We start from the raw sequence: 21,912 nt of genomic DNA, 5'->3' as shown, positions 1-21,912 counted from the left end.
CTCCTTGGAAGTGAGTTGATGAAACGCAGTTTGCTGGCATCGGTCGCGTTTGATAATTGGCCTGTCGATGGAAGGATTCTCATTTTTTAATTGAAAATACCTCACCTCCATGTTCGCGTCTGCCAGAACGCCCCGGCTGGTTCCCGTCGGATAAAATGCTGCGCTTTGCCTAAATCCGACTTCGCTCATGTGGTTCAAAAACCTTCAGCTACACCGTCTGCCCGCTCCGTGGTCCGTCACCCCTGAACAGATGCAGAAGTGGCTCGCGCCGTACGCGTTCGCGCCCGGCCAGAGCGTCGAGATGCAGGCCCAGGGCTGGGCGCCGCCGCGCGACGGCGACTCGCTCGTCTACGCAATGAACGGTCAGATGCTGCTGACGTTCCGGGCCGAGAAGAAGCTGCTGCCCGCGTCGGTGGTCACCCAGATCACGCGCGAGCGCGCGGCCGAGCTCGAGGAGCAGCAGGGCTTCAAGCCGGGCCGCAAGCAGATGCGCGACCTGAAGGAGCAGGTCACCGACGAGTTGCGCCCGCGCGCGTTCAGCATCCGCCGCGATACGCGCGTGTGGATCGATTGCACGAATGGCTGGCTCGTGATCGACGCGGCGTCGCAGGCGCTCGCCGACGATGTGCGCGGTCTGCTCGTCAAGTCGATCGACCAGTTGCCGCTGATGACGGTGCGCGTCGCGCAGTCGCCGGTCGCGGCGATGACCGGCTGGCTGCTCGACGGCGACGCGCCGGCGGGTTTCACGCTCGATCAGGACACCGAGCTGCGTTCGCCCGCCGAAGGCAACGCGACGGTCCGCTATGTCGGACACGCGCTCGACGCCGAAGACATGCGCCGCCACATCGAGGCGGGCAAGCAATGCATGCGGCTGGCGATGACGTGGAACGATCGCGTGTCGTTCGTGCTGACGCCGTCGCTGACGATCAAGCGCATCGCGCCGCTCGACGTGCTCAAGGAAGCGAGCGACCCGACCGCGCAGAACGACGACGAACGCTTCGATTCCGACGTCGCGCTGATGACGGCCGAACTCGACCGCATGCTGCGCGATCTGATCGATGCGCTCGGCGGCGAGCAGGGCGAGCAAGGGTTCGCGTTGCCGCAGGCCGTGGCGGCTTGAGCGTCAGACTCTCGCGCTGTCGAGCGCTTCGACGAGAGTCCAGTAAGGCGTGATCGAGCGCAGATGGATCGGGTAGATCCGCTGCAGCAGCGCGAGCGTCGCGTCGCTATCGGTGAGCTGATAAATGCCCGACACGCGCAGATCGGCGACGTCGTCGGTACAGCGCAATACGCCGGCGCGATAGCGCGCGAGTTCATCGACGAGGTCCGCGATACGCGTGTCGTTCGCGTAGAGCAGGCCACGTGTCCACATCGCCTCGCGTGGGTCGAGCGTGAGCGGTGCCGCGATGCCGTCGCGCGTGAACCTGCAACATTGGCCCTGCGTCAGCATCAGCGCCGCGGTTGCTGCCGGCGTCACCAGCGCGTCGCCGCGAAACGCGGCCACGCGCGTGAAACCATCCCGTTGCTGCACACTGAACTGCGCGCCACGCGCTTCGACGACGCCTTCGGCCGTCTGCACGAGTAGAGGCGGATGAGTCGTCCGCGTGCCTGCGGCGCCGCGGACATCGCTCACGGGCCGCACCATGATTTCCCCTTCAAGCAGATGAATGCGCCGAACGTTCGCTTTGAACGCAACGTCGATCGCGCTCGCGCTGGCCAGCGTGATCTGGGAGCCGTCCGCGAGCAGTAGGTCGTGCAGTTCGCCGGTCGCGGTGCGGAAGTCGGCGGTCCAAGTGCGCCACGGCGGGCGGCTCGCGACCCAGCCAGCGGACGTGGCGATTGCGAGCCACGACAGCGCCTTCAGCGCGCGTCGCCGTCCCGTCGAAATGCCGGCAACCCCCGCGTCTTCGCGTAGCGCGGTGCCGGCTTCGCGCCGCAATTCATGATTGGCTCGTCTTTCCGTATTCGACTCGCGAAGCATTTTGATTAAATGTGCTTCATTCTGAACGCAATTGACAGATGTGATTTATCAATTCAATTTTGAAAATCACATTTGACAATTTATGTCTATTGAATTGACCATTTTCGATTGAATGTGAACCTGAGTTCACATTGGAATTGCGCGCGCACTCGGTAATTTCAGGTCTGGTAGACACATTGTCACCGATACAAAAAAACTACGCTATGCATGTGGCTTTACTTTCTCATGAATGTTTCGCGTGAAGTACCGCTAATTGCGCCGCAAGCGAACGTAGCCTTTTCGTCATGAATTACAGTGTGCCGGGTTTAGCTGACTGGTGTGTGAAGCCGGCTGAAACTATTCGCTGGGTCACGCGGATCGTCGCCGTCCAGCGCGCGGGCGCGCTCCCGGTTGCGTTTCGACCTGTCACGCATCATGGCTTCCGTTCGACCATGAACCCCGGTAAAACTCCGTGCGCTGCCGCACCTTCGATGCAGACGAAAAAACGACAGCCGTATCAAAGGCTTGCGGCTTTTTCCGGGAAGTTATGCACAGATTTGCCAACAAAATCTGTGGGTAACTTGGCGCGTGTGTCGTCGTGGGTCGAAGCGCTGTCAGTCTTCGAGCGCCCACGCGCGCTTGCGCCGCAGCAGCGCCGAGCCGATCGATACCGCGGCGCCGATGCCGCCCATCGTCAGCGACAGCGCGACGATCAGTGGGCCCGTTTGCGTACGAGCGGAGAACACGCCGACCAGCAGGCCAGCGAGCGGCTGCGTCAGATTGTTCAGCAAAATCGCGACGCCGATCGTCTTGCCGTAGTCCTCGGGCGGAATGATCTGCAAACGCGCGCTGCGAATGTAGACGTTGAACATCTTGTCGAAGCCGACGATCAGCAGAAAGCCCAACGCATAGCCCCACGGCGATGCGCTCGCGCCCGCGATCACGCCGCCCGCGCAGATCGTCACGAACGCGACGAGACCGAGCACGCGCGCGGGCCAGCCGGCGCGCGCCACCGTCAGCAGCACCAGCACCGTGGCGACCGCGCCGGCCGTTTGCAAAGCTGCGTAGTAGCGATTGGATTGCGCATGCAAGCCCGTCACCATCGCCGCCGATGTCGCGAGCGTGACGCCGATCACGAGGTTCTCCGCGGCCGCGAGCATGATGACCTTTTTCAAACCCGGAAGCGTCCACACGTGATTGAGCGCGATGCGCAGCGGCGTGCTCCAGTGAGCGGCAGGCGCGAGCGATTGAGCGGACCCGGGCGAGGGCGCGCGAAAACCGCTCAGTCGCTGCCAGACGAACAGCGCCGCGTCGGCAAACAGAAACAGCACGCCGGTCGCGGCGACCACCCATTCCCAACGCCACACACCGAGCAGCAGCGCGGCGAGCATCGGCCCGAGCACGAAGCCGAGCTGATCGGCCAGTTGCGAATACGCGAGCACCTTCTGGATCTGTTGCGTGCTGAAGATCTGCGGCAGCATCACCTCGCGCGCGACGAGCCCCTGGCTCGTCAGCACACCGCACGCGGCCGACAGCGCGATCAGCCAGCCGATGCCGCCGAACAGCGCATACGCGGCGATACCGCCGAAGCACGCGAGCGCGCGCACTGCCTGGCTCAGTCGCATCAGACGTAGCGGTGGGAAGCGGTCGCACAGCGCGCCAAAGAATGGGAACACGAGGTAGCGCGGCAGCGTTTCGATAAAGAACGCGAGGCCGGACCACGAGACCTGGCGCGTCGTTTGATAGACGACGAGCGGCACCAGAAAGAGCAGGATCTGATCGGCGAGACGCGCGATGAACAGCGAGCAGAAGAACGCCTGATGGTTGACGCGCACCGTGGATGTCTCGCCGTGTTGGGGTCGAGACCGATCCTATCAAAAGATCGCGCAAGCGGGGGAAGGCGGCGCGCTCGCTGCTGACGCCGTCCTACTCGCCGCGATACGCCTGTTCCAGCGGCGCGATATCGAGCTTGACCATCTTCATCATCTGCGCCATCACGCGGCTTGCCTTTGCGCGATCCGGATCGCGCAGCATCCGCAGCAGAACGTTGGGTGTGATCTGCCACGACACGCCGAAGCGGTCCCGCAGCCAGCCGCACGCCACCGGCTCGCCGCCGTCGAGCAGCTTCGACCAGTAGTGGTCGATTTCTTCCTGCGAGTCGCAGTGAACCATCAGCGAGATGGCCGGCGTGAATTTATATTGCGGGCCACCGTTCAGCACCATGAACTCCTGGCCTTCGATTTCGAATGTGATGGCGACGACCTCGCCTGCCGGTCCAGGGCCGGCGTCCGTGGAGTGCAGCGTAGTGGCGATGCGCGAGGCCGGAAACACCGACGTGTAGAACTCCGCGGCTTCTTCCGCATTGCCGTCGAACCACAGGCACGGCGCGATTTTCTGCATGACGTTGCTCCTTCGGGACGGGTGTCGGTGGGGCCGGGCGTGCGTTCGCCCGACGCCCACCTTCAGCTCACTTCTTCTCTTGCGACGAACAATCCATCTCGGCCATCGCCTTCTGGATTTCCTCGGTGCTCAGGTCGCGCTTGTGCGTCGCGAGCGACCAGCTGTGGCCGAACGGGTCTTTGACCTGGCCGTAGCGGTCGCCCCAGAACATATCGGTGACGGGCATCGTGACGGTCGCGCCGGCGTCGACCGCCTGTTTGAAACTCGCGTCGACGTCCGGTACGTAGTGATGAATCGTGACCGGCGTGCCCTTCAGCGTGTTCGGGCCGAAGGTTTGGTGCTCGGGCCATTCGTCGGTCAGCATCAGCATCGAGTCGCCGATTTTCAGGGTCGCGTGCATCACCTTGCCGTCGGGGCCCGGCAGACGGACCTGTTCGACGGCGTTGAAGGCTTTCGTGTAGAACGCGATCGCTTCGGCGGCGTTCTTGCAGATCAGGTACGGCGTGAGCGAGTGCATCCCTTCCGGGATCGGTTTGACTGCGGCGCTGGACATGACGGTGACTCCTTGAAGTAACGGTTCCTCAGTGGAAAGACCGGCTGCGTGAGCTGGGTCTTCAACGTTACGACGAGTTTGTGACCGTTGGATCGACACTCCGGGAAAAATATTTTTGGGCCCGGGCGAGGGCGACCCGCCCTCGCGATTTACCCCGCCGGATTCTCCTCGTCCGCTGGTGGCGCGGACGTGGGCGCCGCGCTGCCGGCCGGTGCGCCGAGGATGCTGATCTGGAAGGTCCGCGTCGCGGCGAGCGACTGCAGCGTCGCGTCCTCGGCGATGCGCTCGTCGAGCGGCAGGATTACCGAGCCGCCGATCACCGCGCGCCGGCTGTTGTCGGCCGGACGCAGGCCCCATACGTCCTGATAGACGACGGGGACCGTGGCGTCGTTGCGCGTCGTGTTGCCGAGGTACAGCATCACGTGGCCGCCGATGTAGATCAGCGTGCGCAGCGGCACGCCATGCCGCGCCAGATAGTCGAGCCGCTCGGCGGGCGTCGAGTCCGACAGATCGACCATGCGGCCGGCGCTCATCTGCGTCGACGAATGGCGCGGCAGCCACACGCCGAACGCGGCGAAGATGCTTTGCAGTTCCGACGAACAGTCGTTGTACAAGCCGCTATTGCCCCAGCCGTACGGCCGGCCGATCAGCGCCTTTAACAGCATCGCGAGATGGCGCGGCGTCGCGGCGAGCGGCATCGGCGTGATCTGCGTGGCGTCGAGCGACGCGGTGCGGATCAGCGCGCGGCCGTCGACGTCGCGCGCGGGAACGAGGAACTGAAGCGTGCCCGCGTTGGTGCTGCTCGCCGCCGGCGATGCCGAGGCGCCCGTCAGCAGAGGCAGCATCGTCCCGGCCGGCGCGTTGAAGCGGAACACGCCGCGGCTGTCGTTGACCGCCGCCGATGCGACGATCACCGCTCCCAGCGACTTGCCCGCCGCCGCGCGCCATTGATCGATGAAACGATCGTCGGCGAACGCGACGCCGTCGCTGCGCACCCAGCCCTGCACGTCGGGTGTCTGCACGTAATGCCATGCACCGTCGACGCTGCTGCCGAGCACATAGAGCGGCGTACCGGGCCGGACCGCCGAGATCTGCAGGTTGTCGAACGGATAGCCTTCGCCGGCCAGGTGACGGTCATAGAACGACGGATCGGTGGTCGGCAGCTCGCGCACCATCAGGTTGCCGGTCGCGATCGCGCGCCGCTCGGGCTGATACGCCGGCGCTTGCGTGAACTGCGCGACGTTGATGTTGCGCGCGATCGCCTCGATCCACGCCTTGTCGTGCGGCCGGAAGTTTTCGCCGTAACCGATGACGCTGCCATGCTTGCCGGTGTTGTCGAACTTGTCGATGCGGCGCTGTTGCAGTGCGGCAATGTCCTCGCCCTGCTCGCGAAACACGCGTGCGGTCACCCAGGCGGGATTCCATGGCGACGGCGCGTTCTCGCCTGTGCCGAAGTAGCGCGCGAACAGCGCGTCGAAATGTGCGCGCTGCTCGGCAGCGCTGAGAAACGGCCGGTCGTAGTCGGGGCTGTTCGGATCGAGCCAGTGATCGACGTTCTGGTCGTAATTGGCGAGTGGAAACAGCGTGACGTTGTCGACGAACGCTTGCGTGCGATGCGGCGGTGCTAGCGTGCCGCACGCGACGAGCATCGTGACGGCGGCGCATACCATGGCGGTGCGGCAGGCACGACGGGAGAGAACGGCGACTGACATAAAGATTCGGCGTATGAGGTGCAAGGCCACGATGATACGGTGTCGGCGATATCCGCGGCGCATCGGATGTTCGGGGCGGCGCGCGCGGCATCCGCTACACTCGCTTTGTCCGTCCACTGGCGCGTTGCCACGCGCTTCAATCAACAGGGAGCACGCTATGAAAACCAGCGCACGCAATCAGTTCAGCGGCGAAATCACCGACGTCACGCACGGCGCCGTCAACGACGAAGTCACGCTGCGCACGTCGGACGGTCTCGAGATCGTCGCGATCATCACGCACGGCAGCGCGAAGTCGCTCGGGCTCGCGGCGGGCAAGCAGGCGTTTTCGCTCGTGAAGGCATCGTCGGTGATAGTGATGGTCGATGTCGCGAAGCACCAGGTGTCGGCGCGCAACTGTATCGAAGGGACCGTCGCGGCCGTGACGAAGGGCGCGGTCAATTCGGAAGTGACGATCGGTGCAGGCGGCGCACAGATCGCGGCGATCATCACGAACGACAGTGTCGAGCGTCTTGGTCTCGCGAGCGGCAAGACGGCGACGGCGATTTTCAAGGCGTCGAGCGTGATTATCGGGTCGATCAGTAGCAGGCCCGGGCCTCTGGGACGGGTACTCAGCGAGTTCTCACTGATCCCGGCAGCGCGCGAACGATGATGCCGTCCCATCCAAAAACGATCCTGTGAGCGTCCATTCGGAAAACCGCAAAACAATTGTCGCTATCTACGACAACGGTTGTAGCGGGCAATCCGGTTTCATTCGCGCGAAGCCCGAACTGATTCTTCAACGCCGAAAGCGTGTCGATTCGTTTGACGGTAAAACCTTTGTTCGGCTTGCAGGTTTCACTGTCGAAGCTCATGGAGTGCGGCGTAATTGCGATCGTCATGCCGAGAATCCGTTTTGCTTCGGGGATGCCACCAGAAATATCGGCGTAGTCAACTACATCGGTCACGACCCAATTGCCGACGAAATCATTCATCGTCGCGTGCGGTGTTTGCGTCGCGCACACGCTTACCGAGGCGGTCAGTGTGAGAGCCACATATGCAAAAAACTTGTGGCCTGGCATTGTGCGGACTGCCGGAAGGGCGCGGATTCTCGTTGGCGGCGGCTCGTTAGTCCCCGGCTTCTCTTCGCAGGACCGATCTTTGGGCCATTGCCATCGCGCGGGGTAATCATCACATTGAGCATCATTTTTTCTGCAACGGCTGTTATGTCTCCGGTATTTGCGGGACCTAGCGCGTCGCGTCTGTTCTGGCGTGACGAGTTAAAAGCAAAAGACACGGCAGCATCGAACTGTGCCTGAGTCAATTCGTACTGCGTTACCACGGCTTTAACTGCTGCCTAGAGTGGGTAATATAACAAAATATAACTCGCAAAAATCAGTTTGAATTAAAATAATGCGAAATAAGTTATTTATAATATTAAGATAGAACGTAAAAAGGGCAAATTGAGAACTGAAGGGGCGCGACCGTAGACGAGAGGCGCGCGTCACCGCGGTCGGCATCCGCGCGCGGGGATTGCGCTTGCTTTAAACTTTGCCGTTTACCATCCCGCTCTGATCACGGACACCGTCATGTTCGAAGTTTCCTCCACCTCGCATCTGCCGAAAGCCGCGCAATATGAAGAACTGGTTGCGCAGGCGCGCGCGCTCCTGGCCGGCGAAACGGACTGGATCGCCAACGCCGCGAACTTTGCGTCGTTCGTCTTTCATTCGTTGAGCGATCTGAACTGGGCCGGCTTTTACTTTCACGACGGCCGCGAACTGGTGGTCGGCCCGTTCCAGGGCAAGCCCGCGTGCGTACGCATTGCACTCGGCAAGGGCGTCTGCGGTACGGCCGCGCAAACCCGTCAGACCCAGGTCGTGCGCGACGTGCACGAGTTTCCCGGTCATATCGCGTGCGATTCGGCGTCTCAATCGGAAATCGTCGTGCCGCTGGTCGCGCCCGACGGCACGCTGATCGGCGTGTGGGATGTCGATAGCCCAGTCGTCGCGTGCTTCGACGAGGAGGACGCGAAGGGCATGGAAGCGTTGTGCGCGGTGTTCATCGAGGCAGCGCTGCCTCGCGGCGTGTAGTTTGCGAATCGCGCCGAGCGCGACGCGCAGCACTGAAGCGAGATCGACCTGCGGTTAGCAAGCCGCGTACCGCATCTTGCGACGGATGGACAGGAACGCGTCGTGCTTGCCCTGCATCGGTATCGATCAAGCGAATCACGCCGACGATGAACGACTCCCTCTACCGTTTCTTTCATCTTCAGCCGTCACTGCTCGTCACGCTGACACACGACGTCGTTCATATCGCGATTGCCGTGCTGGTCCTCGTGGTCGGCTGGTGGTTGTCGAACCGCGTCGGTGCGATGTTCGCGAAGGCGCTCGCACGCACGCACGCGGACCCGACCCTCGCGCCGATGCTCGCCGCGATGGGCACGTGGGCCGTGCGCGTGCTCGCCTTCATTGCGGCGCTCGGCGAAGTCGGCATCGCGACCGCGAGCGTATTGGCCGTGCTAGGCGCGGCTGGCCTCGCGATCGGCCTCGCGCTGCAAGGTACGTTGCAGAACATCGCGGCCGGCATGATGCTGCTGTTGCTGCGACCGTTTCGCGTCGGCGACGTGATCGAAGGCAGCGGCGCCGCGGCTGGCATCGTGCGCGAGGTGGGGCTCTTCACGACGCGGATCGAGCGCGGCGACGGCAACATCGTGTTCGTGCCGAATAGCCAGATCTGGAGCAATCCGGTGATCAACTACAGTTGTGGCGGCACGCAGCGCATCGAGGTCGATGTGGAACTCGCGCAGCGCAAGGACGTGGATGCGGCGATCGGGCAACTGCAGAAACTCGTGGCCGACGAGCCGCGTGTGCTGAGCGGTTCGACGCTTGCGCCGGTGGTTTCGGTTGCGGATTATCCGGCCGATGGCGGCGCGACGTTAAGGATCGCTGCGTGGGTCAGGTCGCCGGATGCGTCGTTGGCTGGCGGTGATCTGCATGACCGGGCGCAGGCCGTGTTGGAGCAGGCGGGATGTGAGGTGGCGGCTTAGGCCTGGAGATGTTCGGGATTAGGGTTTCGCGGCATGGCATACGGCCTCAACGCGATTGCCGGCCGGGTCGATCAGAAATGCCGCGTAGTAGCCGGAGTGATAGTGGGGCCTCGCGCCAGGTTGGCCGTCGGATTTGCCGCCACTCGAGAGTCCCGCTTTGAAGAATGCATCGACGTGCGCGCGGGACGGGGCTTTGAAGCACCAGTGACGTTTGTTTTCTGTTATTTCATTTGGATCGAGATACACGGCCAAATAGGTCGATGAGGTTTCGTCGATCGTGCAACGCTCGCCGTAGCCTAACGCGGTGGGACGGTCGAACACTTTGCGCGCGCCGAGAGCTGTCATGATGGCGTCGTAGAAAGGGCGGGCTGCGTCGATGTCGGGAACGCCGATCGATACGTGATCGAGAAGCTGCATCAGATGTCTCCCTCTGGAAGTTGCGCTGAGTTTATACGTTCGACTCGTTGCAACAGGCATTTCCGCACTCAACCGCCAAGGTGTTCTTCCAAAAGCGGCGGGCCGGCTCATGCCGAATCTGTCTGGACTCCAGGGCGCTTCGACGCGCGCATGGCGACGCTTTATTGGTTCCGCGTGATCGACCAGCGAACAAGAACGTCATCGATTGTTTTCGGTTCTATCGCGCTGTCTCCAGCCTTCTGCTACGTATACCCGCGACGCACGCCAGCTAGCGCAGCTCACCGGCTTCATGCGAAATGTACGCGGCCGCGGGTCTGCGAGTGGTCCTGCGCCGGAGCAGTTGATCCGTGCGCTACAGTCCGCCGTCGAAAGCGGCGATGTGATCGCAGTCGTGTCAAAGCGGCAAGCTTCGGGTGCAGGCGGCGCTCCTGGCGAACAGGAAATCCGGCCGTACTGCCCACCTCGATCCGAATGACCATCGATATGACAACAAAATCAAGAAGGCGATCCAGGCACTGCGCCCAGACCACCTTTCGATTCTATCCGGCGGTGGTGACAATGACGAGCCGCCCGACGCGATGGGCGGCACAGTCGAGATTGATTCTTTGCGCGGTATTAATGATCCGGCCTGATCCGGGGCCAATACCTACATCAGCACAATATCGTACTGCTCCTGACTCAAATTCGACTCCACCTGCAACGACACCGGCTTGCCGATGAAATCGATCAGCATCGCCAGATGCTGCGATTCTTCCTCGAGAAACAGATCGATCACCTGCTGCGAAGCGACCACGCGAAACTCGCGCGGATTGAACTGCCGTGACTCGCGCAAAATCTCGCGCAACACGTCATAACACACCGTGCGCGCGGTCTTCACTTGCCCCTTGCCCTGGCAAACCGGGCACGGTTCGCACAGCACATGCGCGAGCGACTCACGCGTACGCTTGCGTGTCATCTCGACGAGCCCGAGCTGCGAGAAGCCGTTGACGGTCACCCGCGTGCGATCGCGCGACAACGCCTTCTTCAATTCTCCTAGCACCTGATCGCGATGCTCGACGTTTTCCATATCGATGAAATCGATGATGATCACGCCGCCCAGGTTGCGCAGCCGCAGTTGCCGCGCGATCGTATGCGCGGCCTCGAGGTTGGTCTTGAAGATCGTGTCGTCGAAGTTGCGCGCGCCGACGTAACCGCCGGTGTTCACATCGATCGTCGTCATCGCCTCGGTCTGGTCGATCACGAGGTAGCCGCCCGACTTCAGGTCCACGCGACGCGACAGCGCGCGCTGAATCTCGGCCTCGATGTTGTACAGATCGAATAGCGGCCGCTCGCCGGTGTAGTGGTGCAGCTTCGACGATACCGCCGGCGTGAACTCGGTCGCGAAATCGGCGAGCATCTGATGCGTTTCGCGTGAATCGACCTGAATGCGCGACGTTTCATCGTTGACGAAATCGCGCAGCACGCGCTGCGCGAGATTCAGATCCTGGTAGAGCAGGCTGGTGGGCGGCATGCGCTGCGCCTGCGACAGAATCGTCGCCCACGTCTTGCGCAGATACGCGACGTCGGCGGCGAGTTCTTCGCTCGTCGCATCCTCGGCGATCGTGCGCACGATGTAGCCGCCTTTCTCGTCGGCGGGCAGCACGGCGGTCAGGCGCGCGCGCACGGCCTCGCGCTCGGCTTCGCTTTCGATCTTCTGCGAAATGCCGATGTGCGGTTCCTGCGGCAGATAAACGAGCGTGCGCCCGGCGATGCTCACTTGCGTGGACAGCCGCGCGCCCTTCGTGCCGATCGGGTCCTTGACGACCTGCACCATCAGCGTCTGACCTTCGAAGACGATCTTTTCGATCGGCTGATGCGGTGCCTGGTGTTGTGCTTCGCCGGCGATGCGCGGATGCCAGATGTCGGCGACGTGAAGGAACGCGGCGCGTTCGAGGCCGATGTCGATGAACGCCGATTGCATGCCCGGCAGCACGCGCACGACCTTGCCGAGATAGACATTGCCGACGCGCCCGCGCGACAGCGTTCGTTCGACATGAAGTTCCTGGACGGCGCCCTGTTGAACGAGCGCGACGCGCGTTTCCTGCGGCGTGACATTGATCAGGATTTCTTCATTCATGGTGTTGTTCTAGAAGTCGATGCGCGCTGCACGCAGGAGGGCAGCGGTTTCAAAGAGCGGCAAACCCATGATACCCGAATAGGACCCGTCTATATGCTCGATAAACTCCGCCGCGCGTCCCTGCACGCCATACGCTCCTGCCTTGCCGAGCGGCTCACCGCTCGCCGCATAACGACGCAACGCGTCCGCGTGCACTGCAGCAAAACGCACCTTCGACACCGACAACGCCGCGGGCAGCAGCACGCCGTCGGCATCGATGACGGCGAGCGCGGTCAGCACTTCGTGCGTGCGGCCCGCGAGGCGCGTGAGCATCGCGACCGCATCGTCGGCGTCGATGGGCTTGCCGAGAATCGCGTCGTCGATCGTCACGGTGGTGTCGGCGACGAGGATCGGCCGCACCGCGTGGCCAGCGGCCACGAGACGCGCGCGCGCCGCATGCGCTTTCGCGACGCATACGCGCTGCACGTAGTCGCGCGCGTGTTCGCCGGGCCGTTCGGCTTCGAGCGCTTCGGCGTCTTCGTCGGGGCGCGGCAGCAGCAATTCGAAACGCACGCCGAGCTGTTGCAGCAGCTCCTGGCGGCGCGGACTTTGCGAGGCGAGGTAGACGAACGGATGCAGCGAAGCGGAGGGCGTGGGCATGAACGGGTCTCGATGGAGCGGAAACGGATGGCGTGCGGGAGGTGAAAGCGGATGGCTTGGAAGAGTGGGCGGGGCGAGCTAGATTCGGCGACGCAATCGATGCGCTGAATCCATTCATGGCATAGATGCACAGCGCGTCGGGCGCATCATCGCATGAAGTGGTGGCAATACGCTTAAACGTAGGAGCAGAGCACTGGCGACGTGCCATCAACAACGAACGGTTGCCAGGCGTCGCCGCGCTGGCTCCAGCCCTCACGCGCGATGATACGGGTGATTTTGCGTGATGCTCCACGCACGGTAAAGCTGCTCGGCCAGCAGCACGCGCACCATCGCGTGCGGCAGCGTGAGGCTCGACACGCGCAGCATCATATCGGCGCGCGCCTTCAGCTCGGGATCGAGACCGTCCGCGCCGCCGATCAGAAAGGCCACGTCGCGGCCGTCCTGTTGCCAGCCCGGCAACGCGCCCGCAAGCTGCATCGTGGTCCAGTCCTTGCCGCGTTCGTCGAGCGCGACGATGCGCGCGTTCTTCGGCAACGCGGCTTCGATCTTCTGCCGCTCGGCGGCCATCACGCTTTCGGCGGAACGGCCCGACGAGCGCTGCTCCGGTTTGATCTCGCGCAGCTCGATGCGCAGCTCGGGCGGCATGCGCTTCGCGTATTCGTCGAAGCCGGTCGCGATCCAGTCCGGCATCTTGTGGCCGACGGCGAGGATATGCAGTTTCATTGCAAGGAAAGTGGCGGTGCGCCTGACACGGTTCGCTTACTTGCGGCGCGCGGTGGTCTTGCGCGCTGGCTTCGCGGCGGGCGCTTCCTCTTCTTCCTCGTCGTCGGGCTCGCTTGCGCGCGCGCCGCCGAACGGACTCGGCGTAGACAGCTTGATGCGCACCGGCTTGTCACCCCAGATTTCCTCGAGGTTGTAGTACTGGCGCAGCGCCGGCTGCAGGATGTGGACGATCGCGTCGCCGCAATCGACCAGCACCCATTCGCCGATGTCCTCGCCCTCGGTGCTGACGATCTCGCCGCCGGCTTCCTTCACGCCTTCGCGCACGCTCGACGCGAGCGCCTTGGTTTGCCGGTTCGACGTGCCACTCGCGACGATCACGCGATCGAACAGCGAGGTCAGGTGGCTGGTGTTGAACACTTTGATGTCTTGCGCCTTGACGTCTTCGAGAGCGTCGACGATTACGCGCTGCAGTTTGCGAATATCCATGGAGTTACCGGTGGTACAGATGATGTTGAAGAATATAGTCCCACACCGCGGCGGGGACGTGACTCGTGGCCTGATCCTGGGCGGCGTCGCTCGCACCCGCGTGGACGAGCCGCTGGTTGACCTGCTCGCGCAGATGCGCGCGAATGTCGGTGGCCGAAACGTTGAACGCGAGCGTCGTGTCGATCAGCAGATGGCCGCAGGGCGTGGCCTGCAGCACCTCGGCTTTCGCACGGCGCGCGGCGATTTCCGTGGCCACCGCGGGGGCCACCGACGCGAGGTCGAAGCCGGGCCGCGTGGCCGCGCCGATATGCGCAAGCTCGAACAGGCGCCGCCAGTCGCGCCACGTGTCGAGATGAACCAGTTGATCCGCGCCGATCAGCAGCGTGATCGATGCGTCGTCGCCTTCGCGCTCGCGCCAGCGTTCCAGCGTGTCGACCGTGTAGGTCGCGCCTTCATGCTCGATCTCGTCGGTCGCGACGCGCACCGTCACGCCGGGGATCGCGAGCGACGCGGCCGCCGCGCGCGTCATTGCGAGTCGATGTTCGGCGGGCGATACGTCGGCTTTCTGCCACGGCTGGCCGGCCGGCAGCAGCACCAGTTCGGTCAGCCGCAGCACGTCGGCGAACCGCCGCGCGAGCGCGAGATGGCCGTCGTGGATCGGATCGAAAGTGCCGCCCAGAAGACCAATCCGGCGGGGCAGCGCGACAGGGTGAGCGTTCGGCTTCAGGTGAGGATCCTTTGTCGTGACCGTAAGCGACACGGGTGGCGCGTCACACCCACTCGCGCGGCACGAGGAAATCGCTGTACAAGCGAGCTTCCGGCGTGCCCGGCTCGGGGTGCCAGTTGTAGCGCCAGTTCACCACGGGCGGCATCGACATCAGGATCGATTCGGTGCGTCCGCCGCTCTGCAGCCCAAATAGTGTGCCACGGTCGAAGACCAGATTGAACTCGACGTAGCGCCCGCGCCGGTAGGCCTGGAACGCGCGTTCGGCTTCGCCGTAGGGCGTATTGCGGCGCCGCTCGATGATCGGCAGGTACGCCTTGAGAAAGCCTTCGCCGACGCTTTTGAGCATCGCGAACGATTGCTCGAAGCCCGGCGCCGAGAAATCGTCGAAGAAAATCCCGCCGATGCCGCGCGCCTCGTTGCGGTGCTTCAGGAAGAAATACTCGTCGCACCAGCGCTTGAAGCTCGGGTACAGGTCTGCGCCATACGGCGCGAGCGCGTCGCGGCACACCTGATGGAAATGCCGCGCGTCCTCTTCGTAGCCGTAGTAGGGCGTCAGATCCATGCCGCCGCCGAACCAGAACACCGGCTCTTCGCCTTCCCTGGTCGCAATGAGCAGGCGCACGTTCATGTGAACGGTCGGGCAGTGCGGATTAAGCGGGTGCAGCACGAGCGACACGCCCATCGCCTCGAAACCGCGCCCGGCCAATTGCGGCCGCGCGGCGCTCGCCGAGCCCGGCAGCGCGTCGCCGGCGACGTCCGAGAAGCCGATGCCGGCGCGCTCGAAGAACTGGCCGCCTTCGAGAATCCGCGTGACGCCGCCGCCGCGCAGCTTTTCGCCGGGGCCGCGCTGCCATGCGTCGGTCGCGAAAGCGGTGCCGTCGAAGGCGCCCAGCGTGTCGGCGATGTGCGATTGCAGGCCTTGCAGCCAGCTGCGCACGGCTTGTGCGTCGTAGCTCGAATTGCTCATGAATGCAGGTTCTGAGGGCGGCACGCTCGTCGTGCCGCGGGTTCTTCGAAAGAGGGCGACGGCTGCGTTCGCGCCGGGTTGGCTGCCGGGACGCCCGGATCGCGCATTCGGCTTGCACGGAAGCCGGGAGGCGGATGGGCGAGGCGGCTTGCCGCTCCGGTCGATCCGCGGGCTCCGTGTCCGTCTGTTGCGACGAGCGCGAAAAATGCAGTGTAGCGCGCGTCGCGTCGCGCGCCCGCGGCGCGCTGTCGCGCGCGGGCGCCGCTCGCACGGCGCCCGGCGGTAGCGCTTATTTGCCGTCGTGCTTGCGATTGAGCGCGCGATAGCCGATGTCACGGCGGTATTGCATGCCGTCGAACGCGATCTGGTTGATCGTGTGATACGCGGCCGCCTGCGCGGTGCGCACCGAATCCGCCAGACCGACGACGCACAGCACGCGCCCGCCCGAGGTGGTCAGCTTGCCGTCCGTCAGCGTGGTGCCGGCGTGGAACGTGACCGAATCCGCGGTTTCGGCGGGAATGCCGTTGATGCGGTCGCCCTTCCTCGGCGTGTCCGGATAGTTGTGCGCGGCGAGCACGACGCCGAGCGCGGTGCGGCGGTCCCATTCGAGTTCGACGGTGTCGAGGGTGCCGGCGATCGCGTGTTCGACCACTTTCGAAAAGTCGCCCTTCAGACGCGCCATGATCGGCTGCGTTTCGGGGTCGCCCATCCGGCAGTTGAATTCGAGCGTCTTCGGGTTGCCTTGTGCGTCGATCATCAGGCCCGCGTACAGGAAGCCGGTGTAGCGGATGCCTTCCTTTTCCATGCCGCGCACCGTCGGCAGGATGATTTCGCGCATCACACGCGCATGCAGCTGCGGCGTGACGATCGGCGCGGGCGAGTAGGCGCCCATGCCGCCCGTGTTCGGGCCCTGGTCGCCGTCGAGCAGACGCTTGTGATCCTGGCTCGACGCGAGCGCGAGCACGTGCTTGCCGTCGACCATCACGATGAAGCTCGCTTCCTCGCCGGCGAGGAACTCCTCGATCACGACGCGCGCGCCGGCGTCGCCGAGCTTGTTGTCCGACAGCATCATGTCGACCGCGGCGTGCGCTTCTTCCAGCGTTTGCGCGACCACCACGCCCTTGCCCGCGGCGAGGCCGTCGGCCTTGATCACGATGGGCGCGCCCTTGGCGTCCAGATACGCGTGCGCGGCGGCGACGTCGGCGAAGGTTTCGTACTCGGCCGTCGGGATGCCGTGGCGCTTCATGAACGCCTTGGCGAAATCTTTCGAGCTTTCGAGCTGAGCGGCTTCTTTGGTCGGCCCGAAGATCTTCAGACCGCGCGAGCGGAACAGGTTGACGATGCCTGCCGCGAGCGGCGCTTCCGGCCCGACCAGCGTGAACGCGATCTGTTCTTTTTCGACGAAATCGGCGAGTGCGGCCGGATCGGTGATGTCGACGTTGAGCAGACGCTCATCCTGAGCGGTGCCGCCGTTGCCGGGCGCGACGTAGACGAGCTGGACCCGCGGCGATTGCGCGAGCTTCCATGCCAGCGCATGTTCGCGACCGCCGGAACCGACGACGAGTAACTTCATGTGAATCCCCGAGACTTAAAAACCATAAACGGCCGAGCGCTGTGCTCGGCCGTGCAATAAACCATCAACAGCAAGGGCAAACGATGCGAAGGCCCGGCGCGCCATCACTCGCCGGCGATCGACGCGTTTGTATAGACTTCCTGCACGTCGTCCAGATTTTCCAGCGCGTCGAGCAGCTTCTGCATTTTCACGGCGTCGTCGCCGGTGAATTCGACTTCGGTCTGCGGCTTCATCGTGACTTCGGCCAGTTCGGCCTTGAAGCCCGCGGCTTCGAGAGCAGCCTTCACCTTCGAAAAATCGTGCGGCGGGCACAGCACTTCGATACTGCCGTCCTCGTTGGTCTGGACGTCGTCGGCGCCCGCTTCGAGCGCGGCTTCCATCAGCGCGTCTTCGGCGGTGCCGGGCGCGAACAGGAACTGGCCGACGTGATCGAACATGAACGACACCGAGCCGTCCGTGCCCATGTTGCCGCCGTTCTTCGAGAACGCGTGACGCACTTCCGCGACCGTGCGGGTGCGGTTGTCGGTCATCGTGTCGACGATCACCGCCGCGCCGCCGATGCCGTAGCCTTCGTAGCGGATTTCCTCGTAGTTCGCGCCGTCCGCCCCGCCGACACCGCGCTGGATCGCGCGGTTGATGTTGTCCTTCGGCATGTTGGCGTCGTACGCCTTGTCGACCGCGAGCCGCAGACGCGGGTTCGAGTCGATTTCGCCGCCGCCCAGACGGGCCGCAACCTGGATTTCCTTGATGAGCCGCGTCCAGACCTTGCCGCGCTTGGCATCGGCCGCTGCTTTCTTATGCTTGATGTTGGCCCATTTCGAATGACCCGCCATACTTTTCTCCGTTGCGCGCGCCAGCGGGGCGCACGCATAGTGCAATTGTCGTTGCGATGTCGGGCGCCTCGCGGGTTGCGCCTCGCGTGTCGTGTCCCGATCCCAAACCGTCAGGTGAAAGGCTGCCGGCCGCTCGTGCTCGTTGCTCATGTTCGCCCGTCGGCGGCCACTCCTGCCGCCGATCTCAGCCCGGCCGTTCCCGCGCGTCGTTCCCAGCTTGCCCGCCGGTAGGCGTTCGAGCCGGTTCATACATGAGCCGCGGCCCAAGCGGGGCCGCAGTGCGGCGGCGCGATGGAAGCGGGGCAGCTTGCGCGGCCAGGCGCCGCATGACCTGATGAAGGCGCGGGGCGCCGGTCGAAATTGCAGACGGTGGTGCGAGTGATCGTGCGGGTCGAGCCGCTCATCGAGCGGATTCGAATTTTATCACGCCGCGAGGGTGCGGCAGAGGGGGCCGCGGCGCGAAACCGGCCGCAAATGCAATGAAATCGAAGCGAAAATGAATTAAGGCGGCGCGGATGTGCCATCGGACGGCCGGATGGGGTCGAAAGCGGTCCGCCCTCAGGGCAGCGGCACTGCCGGGCCACCCTGCCGGCCCCTGCGCGTCAGTTCTTCGTGCCGAACAACCGGTCGCCCGCGTCGCCCAGACCCGGCACGATGTACGCATGCTCGTTCAGATGCGAATCGAGCGACGCGACGAACAGCTTGACGTCCGGGTGCGCGTCCTGGAATACCTGGACGCCTTCCGGCGCGGCGACGAGTGCGAGGAACAGGATGTTCTCGGCGGCCACGTTGCGGCGCTTGAGCACATCGACTGCGTGCACGGCCGAGTAGCCGGTCGCGACCATCGGATCGCAGAGAATGAACACGCGATCTTCGAGATCCGGCAGCCGCACCAGGTATTCGACCGGCCGATGATCCTCCGCGCGATACACGCCGATGTGGCCGACGCGCGCCGACGGCACCAGCTCGAGCAGGCCGTCCGACATGCCGACGCCCGCGCGCAGCACCGGCACGATCGCGAGCTTTTTGCCGGCGATCACCGGCGCGTCGATCTCGACCAGCGGCGTGGTGATGCGGCGCGTCGTCATCGGCAGGTTGCGGGTGATTTCGTAGCCCATCAGCAGCGTGATTTCGCGCAGCAATTCGCGGAACGTGCGCGTCGACGTGTCCCGGTCGCGCATGTGCGACAGCTTGTGCTGGATCAGCGGGTGATCGAGGATGAAAAGATTGGGGAAACGGCTGTCCTGGGTCATGGCGGGCTCGCGCGCGGCGGCAAGGTGGATCGGTTCGGCGCGGCCATCCGTTGCGTCCGTCCGCGCGCGAAGCCCGGACGGACGGTGGAAATGTGCGCCACCGCGCAAGTTTACCGAAAGAGTAGCGCCCGGCGATACCTGAGATTGCAGCGACGCGGCACAGTCCGGCACCGATTCTTCTAGAATCTGGGGAAACTTCGCAATGAGGGCATCCACATGGACTTGGGAATCGCAGGACGTACCGCGCTGGTTTGCGCGGCGAGCAAAGGTCTGGGACGCGGCTGCGCGGAAGCGCTCGCCGCCGAGGGCGTCAACCTGACGATCGTCGCGCGCACCGCCGAAACGCTCGAAGCGACCGCCGAGGCGATCCGCAAGCAGAGCGGCGTCGAGGTGAAGACAGTCGCATGCGACATCACCACGCCCGAAGGGCGCGCCGCCGCGCTCGCGGCCTGCCCGCAGCCGGACATTCTCGTCAACAACGCGGGCGGACCGCCGCCGGGCGATTTTAGGAGCTTCACGCACGACGACTGGATTCGCGCGCTCGAAGCCAACATGCTGACGCCGATCGAGCTGATCCGTCAGACCATCGACACGATGAGCGCGCGCGGCTTCGGGCGCATCGTCAACATCACGAGCTCGGCGGTGAAGGCGCCGATCGACGTGCTGGGCCTGTCGAACGGCGCGCGCTCGGGGCTGACCGGTTTCGTCGCGGGTCTCGCGCGCAAGGTCGCGCCGACCGGCGTGACGATCAACAACCTGCTGCCGGGTCTGTTCGATACCGACCGCATCGCGGTCACGTTCGAGGCGCAGGCGAAGACGCACAACATTTCCATCGACGAAGCGCGCAAGCAGCGCATGAAGACGATCCCCGCCGGACGCTTCGGCAATCGCGAAGAATTCGGCCGGGCCTGCGCGTTCCTGTGCAGCACGCATGCTGGCTACATCACCGGGCAGAACTGGCTGATCGACGGCGGCGCTTATCCAGGGACGTACTGAGCCGGTACGTACTGAGCACGCACGTACCGAGCCGCCGCGCGCGAACGGCACGCATGACATCACAACAACGATATTCACAACGGTTTGAGGAGTCTTAAGTCATGAGCACCCGCATTGCGCTGATCGCGCACGATCACAAGAAAGACGACATCGTCAAACTGGCCGGCGAATACGTCGACACGCTCGCGCGCTGCGAGATCGTGGCGACCGGCACGACCGGCGGACGCATTAGCGACGCTCACGGCCTCACGGTCGAGCGCATGTTGTCGGGCCCGCACGGCGGCGATCTGCAGATCGCCGCGCAGCTCGCCGAAGGGCGCGTCGACATGGTGATTTTCCTGCGCGACCCGATGACGCCGCAGCCGCACGAGCCGGACATCAACGCGCTGGTGCGCGCGTGCGACGTGCACAACATTCCGTGCGCGACGAATATTTCGACCGCGCGCATGGTGCTCGACGTGCTGACGCTGCGCATGTCGGGCGAGGCGTGAGCGCGCGCGTCGCCGCACCCACATTTCTACAGATCAAGGAGACATGATGGCCAAGGCAATCCGATTCGACAAAACCGGCGGCCCCGAAGTAATGAAATGGGTCGACGTCGAGGTGGGCGAGCCCGGTGCGGGCGAGATCCGCATTCGCCAGACGGCGGTCGGCCTCAATTACATCGACGTGTATTTCCGCACCGGCCTGTATCCGCTGCCGCTGCCGGGCGGGCTCGGCATGGAGGCGGCCGGCGAGGTCAGCGCGCTCGGCTCGGGCGTGAGCGGTCTGAAGGTGGGCGACCGCGTCGCGTATGTCGCGCGGCCGCCCGGCGCGTATGCGCAGGAGCGCGTGCTGCCGGCCGCGCAGGTCGTCAAGCTGCCCGACGCGATCAGCAACGAGCAGGCCGCATCCGTGATGCTGCAAGGCTTGACCGCGCAGTATCTGCTGCGCCGCACGTATCGGGTGAAGGCCGGCGACACGATCCTGATTCAGGCCGCGGCGGGCGGCGTCGGCCTGCTCGTGTGCCAGTGGGCGAAGGCGCTCGGCGCGACGGTGATCGGCACGGTCGGTTCCGACGAGAAAGCCGAGATCGCCAAAGCGCACGGCTGCGATCACGCGATCGTATATACGCGCGAGAATTTCACGAAGCGCGTACGCGAGATCACCAACGGCGCGGGCGTGCCGGTCGTCTACGATTCGATCGGCAAGGACACCTTTGAAAAGTCGCTCGACTGCCTCGCGCCGCTCGGCCTCTTCGTGAGCTTCGGCAACGCGTCGGGTCCGCTGCCGCCGATCGATTCGTCGGAATTCGCGGGACGCGGTTCGCTGTTCTTTACACGACCGACGCTCTTCACCTATATCGCGAAACGCGCCGATTACGAGGCGATGTCGGCCGAGTTGTTCGACGTGCTGAGCTCGGGCAAGGTCAAGACGAGTATCAATCAGCGCTATGCGCTGCCGGACGTCGGGCAGGCGCATGCCGACCTCGAAGGGCGCCGCACGACGGGCTCGACGATCCTGCTGCCGTAAAGAAACTTCGCGGCCTCCGGCCG

The 21,912-nt window shown here is 64.2% G+C and carries 24 protein-coding genes and 1 pseudogene; 8 read left to right on the top strand and 17 right to left on the bottom strand.

Features of this window, described 5'->3' with window-relative positions; genetic code table 11:
• Positions 1–187: 187 nt before the first annotated feature.
• Entirely contained in the window at positions 188–1,120 is a 933-nt protein-coding gene (locus tag VSR82_RS18675) for a recombination-associated protein RdgC (protein WP_176366918.1), read from the top strand.
• Positions 1,121–1,123: 3 nt separating this feature from the next.
• Here VSR82_RS18675 and VSR82_RS18670 read toward each other — a convergent pair whose 3' ends face one another.
• The 5 genes from VSR82_RS18670 to VSR82_RS18650 all read right to left on the bottom strand — a co-directional run bounded on the left by VSR82_RS18670 (position 1,124) and on the right by VSR82_RS18650 (position 6,625).
• Positions 1,124–1,981, bottom strand: a complete 858-nt coding sequence (locus tag VSR82_RS18670) for a FecR family protein (protein ID WP_429460453.1) — start codon at positions 1,979–1,981, stop codon at positions 1,124–1,126.
• A gap of 593 nt (positions 1,982–2,574) precedes the next feature.
• Positions 2,575–3,795 (bottom strand): MFS transporter, encoded by a 1,221-nt coding sequence (locus VSR82_RS18665; protein WP_410850550.1) that lies wholly within the window; start codon positions 3,793–3,795, stop codon positions 2,575–2,577.
• A 91-nt stretch (positions 3,796–3,886) separates the two neighbouring features.
• Positions 3,887–4,360 (bottom strand): VOC family protein, encoded by a 474-nt coding sequence (locus tag VSR82_RS18660; protein WP_410850549.1) that lies wholly within the window; start codon positions 4,358–4,360, stop codon positions 3,887–3,889.
• A gap of 67 nt (positions 4,361–4,427) precedes the next feature.
• Positions 4,428–4,913 (bottom strand): VOC family protein, encoded by a 486-nt coding sequence (locus tag VSR82_RS18655; RefSeq protein ID WP_368586212.1) that lies wholly within the window; start codon positions 4,911–4,913, stop codon positions 4,428–4,430.
• Between the two features lie 149 nt (positions 4,914–5,062).
• Positions 5,063–6,625 carry an SH3 domain-containing protein gene (locus tag VSR82_RS18650; protein WP_429460450.1) on the bottom strand — a complete coding sequence of 521 codons (1,563 nt, stop codon included), beginning with the start codon at positions 6,623–6,625 and terminating at the stop codon, positions 5,063–5,065.
• A 157-nt stretch (positions 6,626–6,782) separates the two neighbouring features.
• Here VSR82_RS18650 and VSR82_RS18645 point away from each other — a divergent pair.
• A pseudogene (locus VSR82_RS18645) lies at positions 6,783–7,196 on the top strand (TOBE domain-containing protein); the annotation flags it as partial.
• A gap of 37 nt (positions 7,197–7,233) precedes the next feature.
• Here the strand turns inward: VSR82_RS18645 and VSR82_RS18640 are convergent.
• On the bottom strand, positions 7,234–7,596 hold the full coding sequence (locus tag VSR82_RS18640; protein ID WP_429460446.1) for a hypothetical protein: 363 nt from the start codon (positions 7,594–7,596) through the stop codon (positions 7,234–7,236).
• 44 nt (positions 7,597–7,640) lie between these two features.
• Complete coding sequence (locus VSR82_RS18635) at positions 7,641–7,943, bottom strand: glycoside hydrolase family protein (protein ID WP_429460444.1); 303 nt, start codon at positions 7,941–7,943, stop codon at positions 7,641–7,643.
• Between the two features lie 247 nt (positions 7,944–8,190).
• On the opposite strand from VSR82_RS18635, the gene VSR82_RS18630 reads away from it, so the two are divergent.
• Positions 8,191–8,691: a free L-methionine (R)-S-oxide reductase MsrC gene (locus VSR82_RS18630; protein WP_429460442.1), complete on the top strand. Its 501-nt coding sequence runs from the start codon at positions 8,191–8,193 to the stop codon at positions 8,689–8,691.
• Between the two features lie 146 nt (positions 8,692–8,837).
• Entirely contained in the window at positions 8,838–9,647 is an 810-nt protein-coding gene (locus VSR82_RS18625; RefSeq protein WP_429460440.1) for a mechanosensitive ion channel family protein, read from the top strand.
• Between the two features lie 18 nt (positions 9,648–9,665).
• Here VSR82_RS18625 and VSR82_RS18620 read toward each other — a convergent pair whose 3' ends face one another.
• Positions 9,666–10,064 (bottom strand): VOC family protein, encoded by a 399-nt coding sequence (locus tag VSR82_RS18620; RefSeq protein WP_429460438.1) that lies wholly within the window; start codon positions 10,062–10,064, stop codon positions 9,666–9,668.
• A gap of 413 nt (positions 10,065–10,477) precedes the next feature.
• Between VSR82_RS18620 and VSR82_RS18615 the strand changes: the two genes are divergently transcribed.
• Positions 10,478–10,696: a hypothetical protein gene (locus VSR82_RS18615; RefSeq protein WP_429460436.1), complete on the top strand. Its 219-nt coding sequence runs from the start codon at positions 10,478–10,480 to the stop codon at positions 10,694–10,696.
• A gap of 14 nt (positions 10,697–10,710) precedes the next feature.
• Here the strand turns inward: VSR82_RS18615 and rng are convergent, their stop codons facing one another.
• From rng to upp, 9 genes are all read right to left on the bottom strand, one after another.
• Positions 10,711–12,180 carry a ribonuclease G gene (rng, locus tag VSR82_RS18610; protein ID WP_368586204.1) on the bottom strand — a complete coding sequence of 490 codons (1,470 nt, stop codon included), beginning with the start codon at positions 12,178–12,180 and terminating at the stop codon, positions 10,711–10,713.
• A 9-nt stretch (positions 12,181–12,189) separates the two neighbouring features.
• Complete coding sequence (locus tag VSR82_RS18605; protein ID WP_429460432.1) at positions 12,190–12,819, bottom strand: Maf family protein; 630 nt, start codon at positions 12,817–12,819, stop codon at positions 12,190–12,192.
• 252 nt (positions 12,820–13,071) lie between these two features.
• Entirely contained in the window at positions 13,072–13,542 is a 471-nt protein-coding gene (rlmH, locus tag VSR82_RS18600) for a 23S rRNA (pseudouridine(1915)-N(3))-methyltransferase RlmH (protein ID WP_368586202.1), read from the bottom strand.
• Between the two features lie 36 nt (positions 13,543–13,578).
• A complete protein-coding gene (rsfS, locus tag VSR82_RS18595) occupies positions 13,579–14,028 on the bottom strand; it encodes a ribosome silencing factor (protein WP_410850543.1) in 450 nt (149 codons plus the stop codon).
• A gap of 4 nt (positions 14,029–14,032) precedes the next feature.
• Complete coding sequence (locus VSR82_RS18590) at positions 14,033–14,788, bottom strand: nicotinate-nucleotide adenylyltransferase (protein WP_429460429.1); 756 nt, start codon at positions 14,786–14,788, stop codon at positions 14,033–14,035.
• Between the two features lie 10 nt (positions 14,789–14,798).
• Positions 14,799–15,722, bottom strand: coding sequence for an oxygen-dependent coproporphyrinogen oxidase (hemF, locus tag VSR82_RS18585; protein ID WP_368586200.1), 924 nt, complete (start codon positions 15,720–15,722; stop codon positions 14,799–14,801).
• A gap of 289 nt (positions 15,723–16,011) precedes the next feature.
• The gene (purD, locus tag VSR82_RS18580) at positions 16,012–17,295 is read right to left on the bottom strand and encodes a phosphoribosylamine--glycine ligase (protein ID WP_410850542.1); all 1,284 of its coding nucleotides are present in this window, start codon (positions 17,293–17,295) and stop codon (positions 16,012–16,014) included.
• Between the two features lie 104 nt (positions 17,296–17,399).
• Entirely contained in the window at positions 17,400–18,128 is a 729-nt protein-coding gene (locus VSR82_RS18575) for a YebC/PmpR family DNA-binding transcriptional regulator (RefSeq protein WP_368586198.1), read from the bottom strand.
• A 602-nt stretch (positions 18,129–18,730) separates the two neighbouring features.
• Positions 18,731–19,381: a uracil phosphoribosyltransferase gene (gene upp / locus VSR82_RS18570; protein ID WP_013088896.1), complete on the bottom strand. Its 651-nt coding sequence runs from the start codon at positions 19,379–19,381 to the stop codon at positions 18,731–18,733.
• A 216-nt stretch (positions 19,382–19,597) separates the two neighbouring features.
• Between upp and VSR82_RS18565 the strand changes: the two genes are divergently transcribed.
• The 3 genes from VSR82_RS18565 to VSR82_RS18555 all read left to right on the top strand — a co-directional run bounded on the left by VSR82_RS18565 (position 19,598) and on the right by VSR82_RS18555 (position 21,889).
• Positions 19,598–20,377, top strand: a complete 780-nt coding sequence (locus VSR82_RS18565; protein WP_429460426.1) for an SDR family oxidoreductase — start codon at positions 19,598–19,600, stop codon at positions 20,375–20,377.
• Positions 20,378–20,478: 101 nt separating this feature from the next.
• Positions 20,479–20,868 carry a methylglyoxal synthase gene (locus VSR82_RS18560; protein ID WP_429460424.1) on the top strand — a complete coding sequence of 130 codons (390 nt, stop codon included), beginning with the start codon at positions 20,479–20,481 and terminating at the stop codon, positions 20,866–20,868.
• 46 nt (positions 20,869–20,914) lie between these two features.
• Positions 20,915–21,889, top strand: a complete 975-nt coding sequence (locus tag VSR82_RS18555; RefSeq protein ID WP_368586195.1) for a quinone oxidoreductase family protein — start codon at positions 20,915–20,917, stop codon at positions 21,887–21,889.
• The last annotated feature ends 23 nt before the right edge of the window (positions 21,890–21,912 follow it).

Source organism: Burkholderia sp. JPY481 (assembly GCF_038900515.1).
Classification (GTDB): domain Bacteria; phylum Pseudomonadota; class Gammaproteobacteria; order Burkholderiales; family Burkholderiaceae; genus Paraburkholderia; species Paraburkholderia youngii.
This window is presented reverse-complemented; position numbering and strand designations above follow the sequence as displayed.

Coding starts and splice junctions, on each gene's coding strand:
- VSR82_RS18675 (WP_176366918.1), top strand. CDS start 188: ATGTGGTTCAAAAACCTTCAGCTACACCGTCTGCCCGCTCCGTGGTCC.
- VSR82_RS18670 (WP_429460453.1), bottom strand. CDS start 1,981: ATGCTTCGCGAGTCGAATACGGAAAGACGAGCCAATCATGAATTGCGG.
- VSR82_RS18660 (WP_410850549.1), bottom strand. CDS start 4,360: ATGCAGAAAATCGCGCCGTGCCTGTGGTTCGACGGCAATGCGGAAGAA.
- VSR82_RS18655 (WP_368586212.1), bottom strand. CDS start 4,913: ATGTCCAGCGCCGCAGTCAAACCGATCCCGGAAGGGATGCACTCGCTC.
- VSR82_RS18650 (WP_429460450.1), bottom strand. CDS start 6,625: ATGTCAGTCGCCGTTCTCTCCCGTCGTGCCTGCCGCACCGCCATGGTA.
- VSR82_RS18640 (WP_429460446.1), bottom strand. CDS start 7,596: ATGAATGATTTCGTCGGCAATTGGGTCGTGACCGATGTAGTTGACTAC.
- VSR82_RS18630 (WP_429460442.1), top strand. CDS start 8,191: ATGTTCGAAGTTTCCTCCACCTCGCATCTGCCGAAAGCCGCGCAATAT.
- VSR82_RS18625 (WP_429460440.1), top strand. CDS start 8,838: ATGAACGACTCCCTCTACCGTTTCTTTCATCTTCAGCCGTCACTGCTC.
- VSR82_RS18620 (WP_429460438.1), bottom strand. CDS start 10,064: ATGCAGCTTCTCGATCACGTATCGATCGGCGTTCCCGACATCGACGCA.
- rng (WP_368586204.1), bottom strand. CDS start 12,180: ATGAATGAAGAAATCCTGATCAATGTCACGCCGCAGGAAACGCGCGTC.
- VSR82_RS18605 (WP_429460432.1), bottom strand. CDS start 12,819: ATGCCCACGCCCTCCGCTTCGCTGCATCCGTTCGTCTACCTCGCCTCG.
- rlmH (WP_368586202.1), bottom strand. CDS start 13,542: ATGAAACTGCATATCCTCGCCGTCGGCCACAAGATGCCGGACTGGATC.
- rsfS (WP_410850543.1), bottom strand. CDS start 14,028: ATGGATATTCGCAAACTGCAGCGCGTAATCGTCGACGCTCTCGAAGAC.
- hemF (WP_368586200.1), bottom strand. CDS start 15,722: ATGAGCAATTCGAGCTACGACGCACAAGCCGTGCGCAGCTGGCTGCAA.
- purD (WP_410850542.1), bottom strand. CDS start 17,295: ATGAAGTTACTCGTCGTCGGTTCCGGCGGTCGCGAACATGCGCTGGCA.
- VSR82_RS18575 (WP_368586198.1), bottom strand. CDS start 18,128: ATGGCGGGTCATTCGAAATGGGCCAACATCAAGCATAAGAAAGCAGCG.
- upp (WP_013088896.1), bottom strand. CDS start 19,381: ATGACCCAGGACAGCCGTTTCCCCAATCTTTTCATCCTCGATCACCCG.
- VSR82_RS18565 (WP_429460426.1), top strand. CDS start 19,598: ATGGACTTGGGAATCGCAGGACGTACCGCGCTGGTTTGCGCGGCGAGC.
- VSR82_RS18560 (WP_429460424.1), top strand. CDS start 20,479: ATGAGCACCCGCATTGCGCTGATCGCGCACGATCACAAGAAAGACGAC.
- VSR82_RS18555 (WP_368586195.1), top strand. CDS start 20,915: ATGGCCAAGGCAATCCGATTCGACAAAACCGGCGGCCCCGAAGTAATG.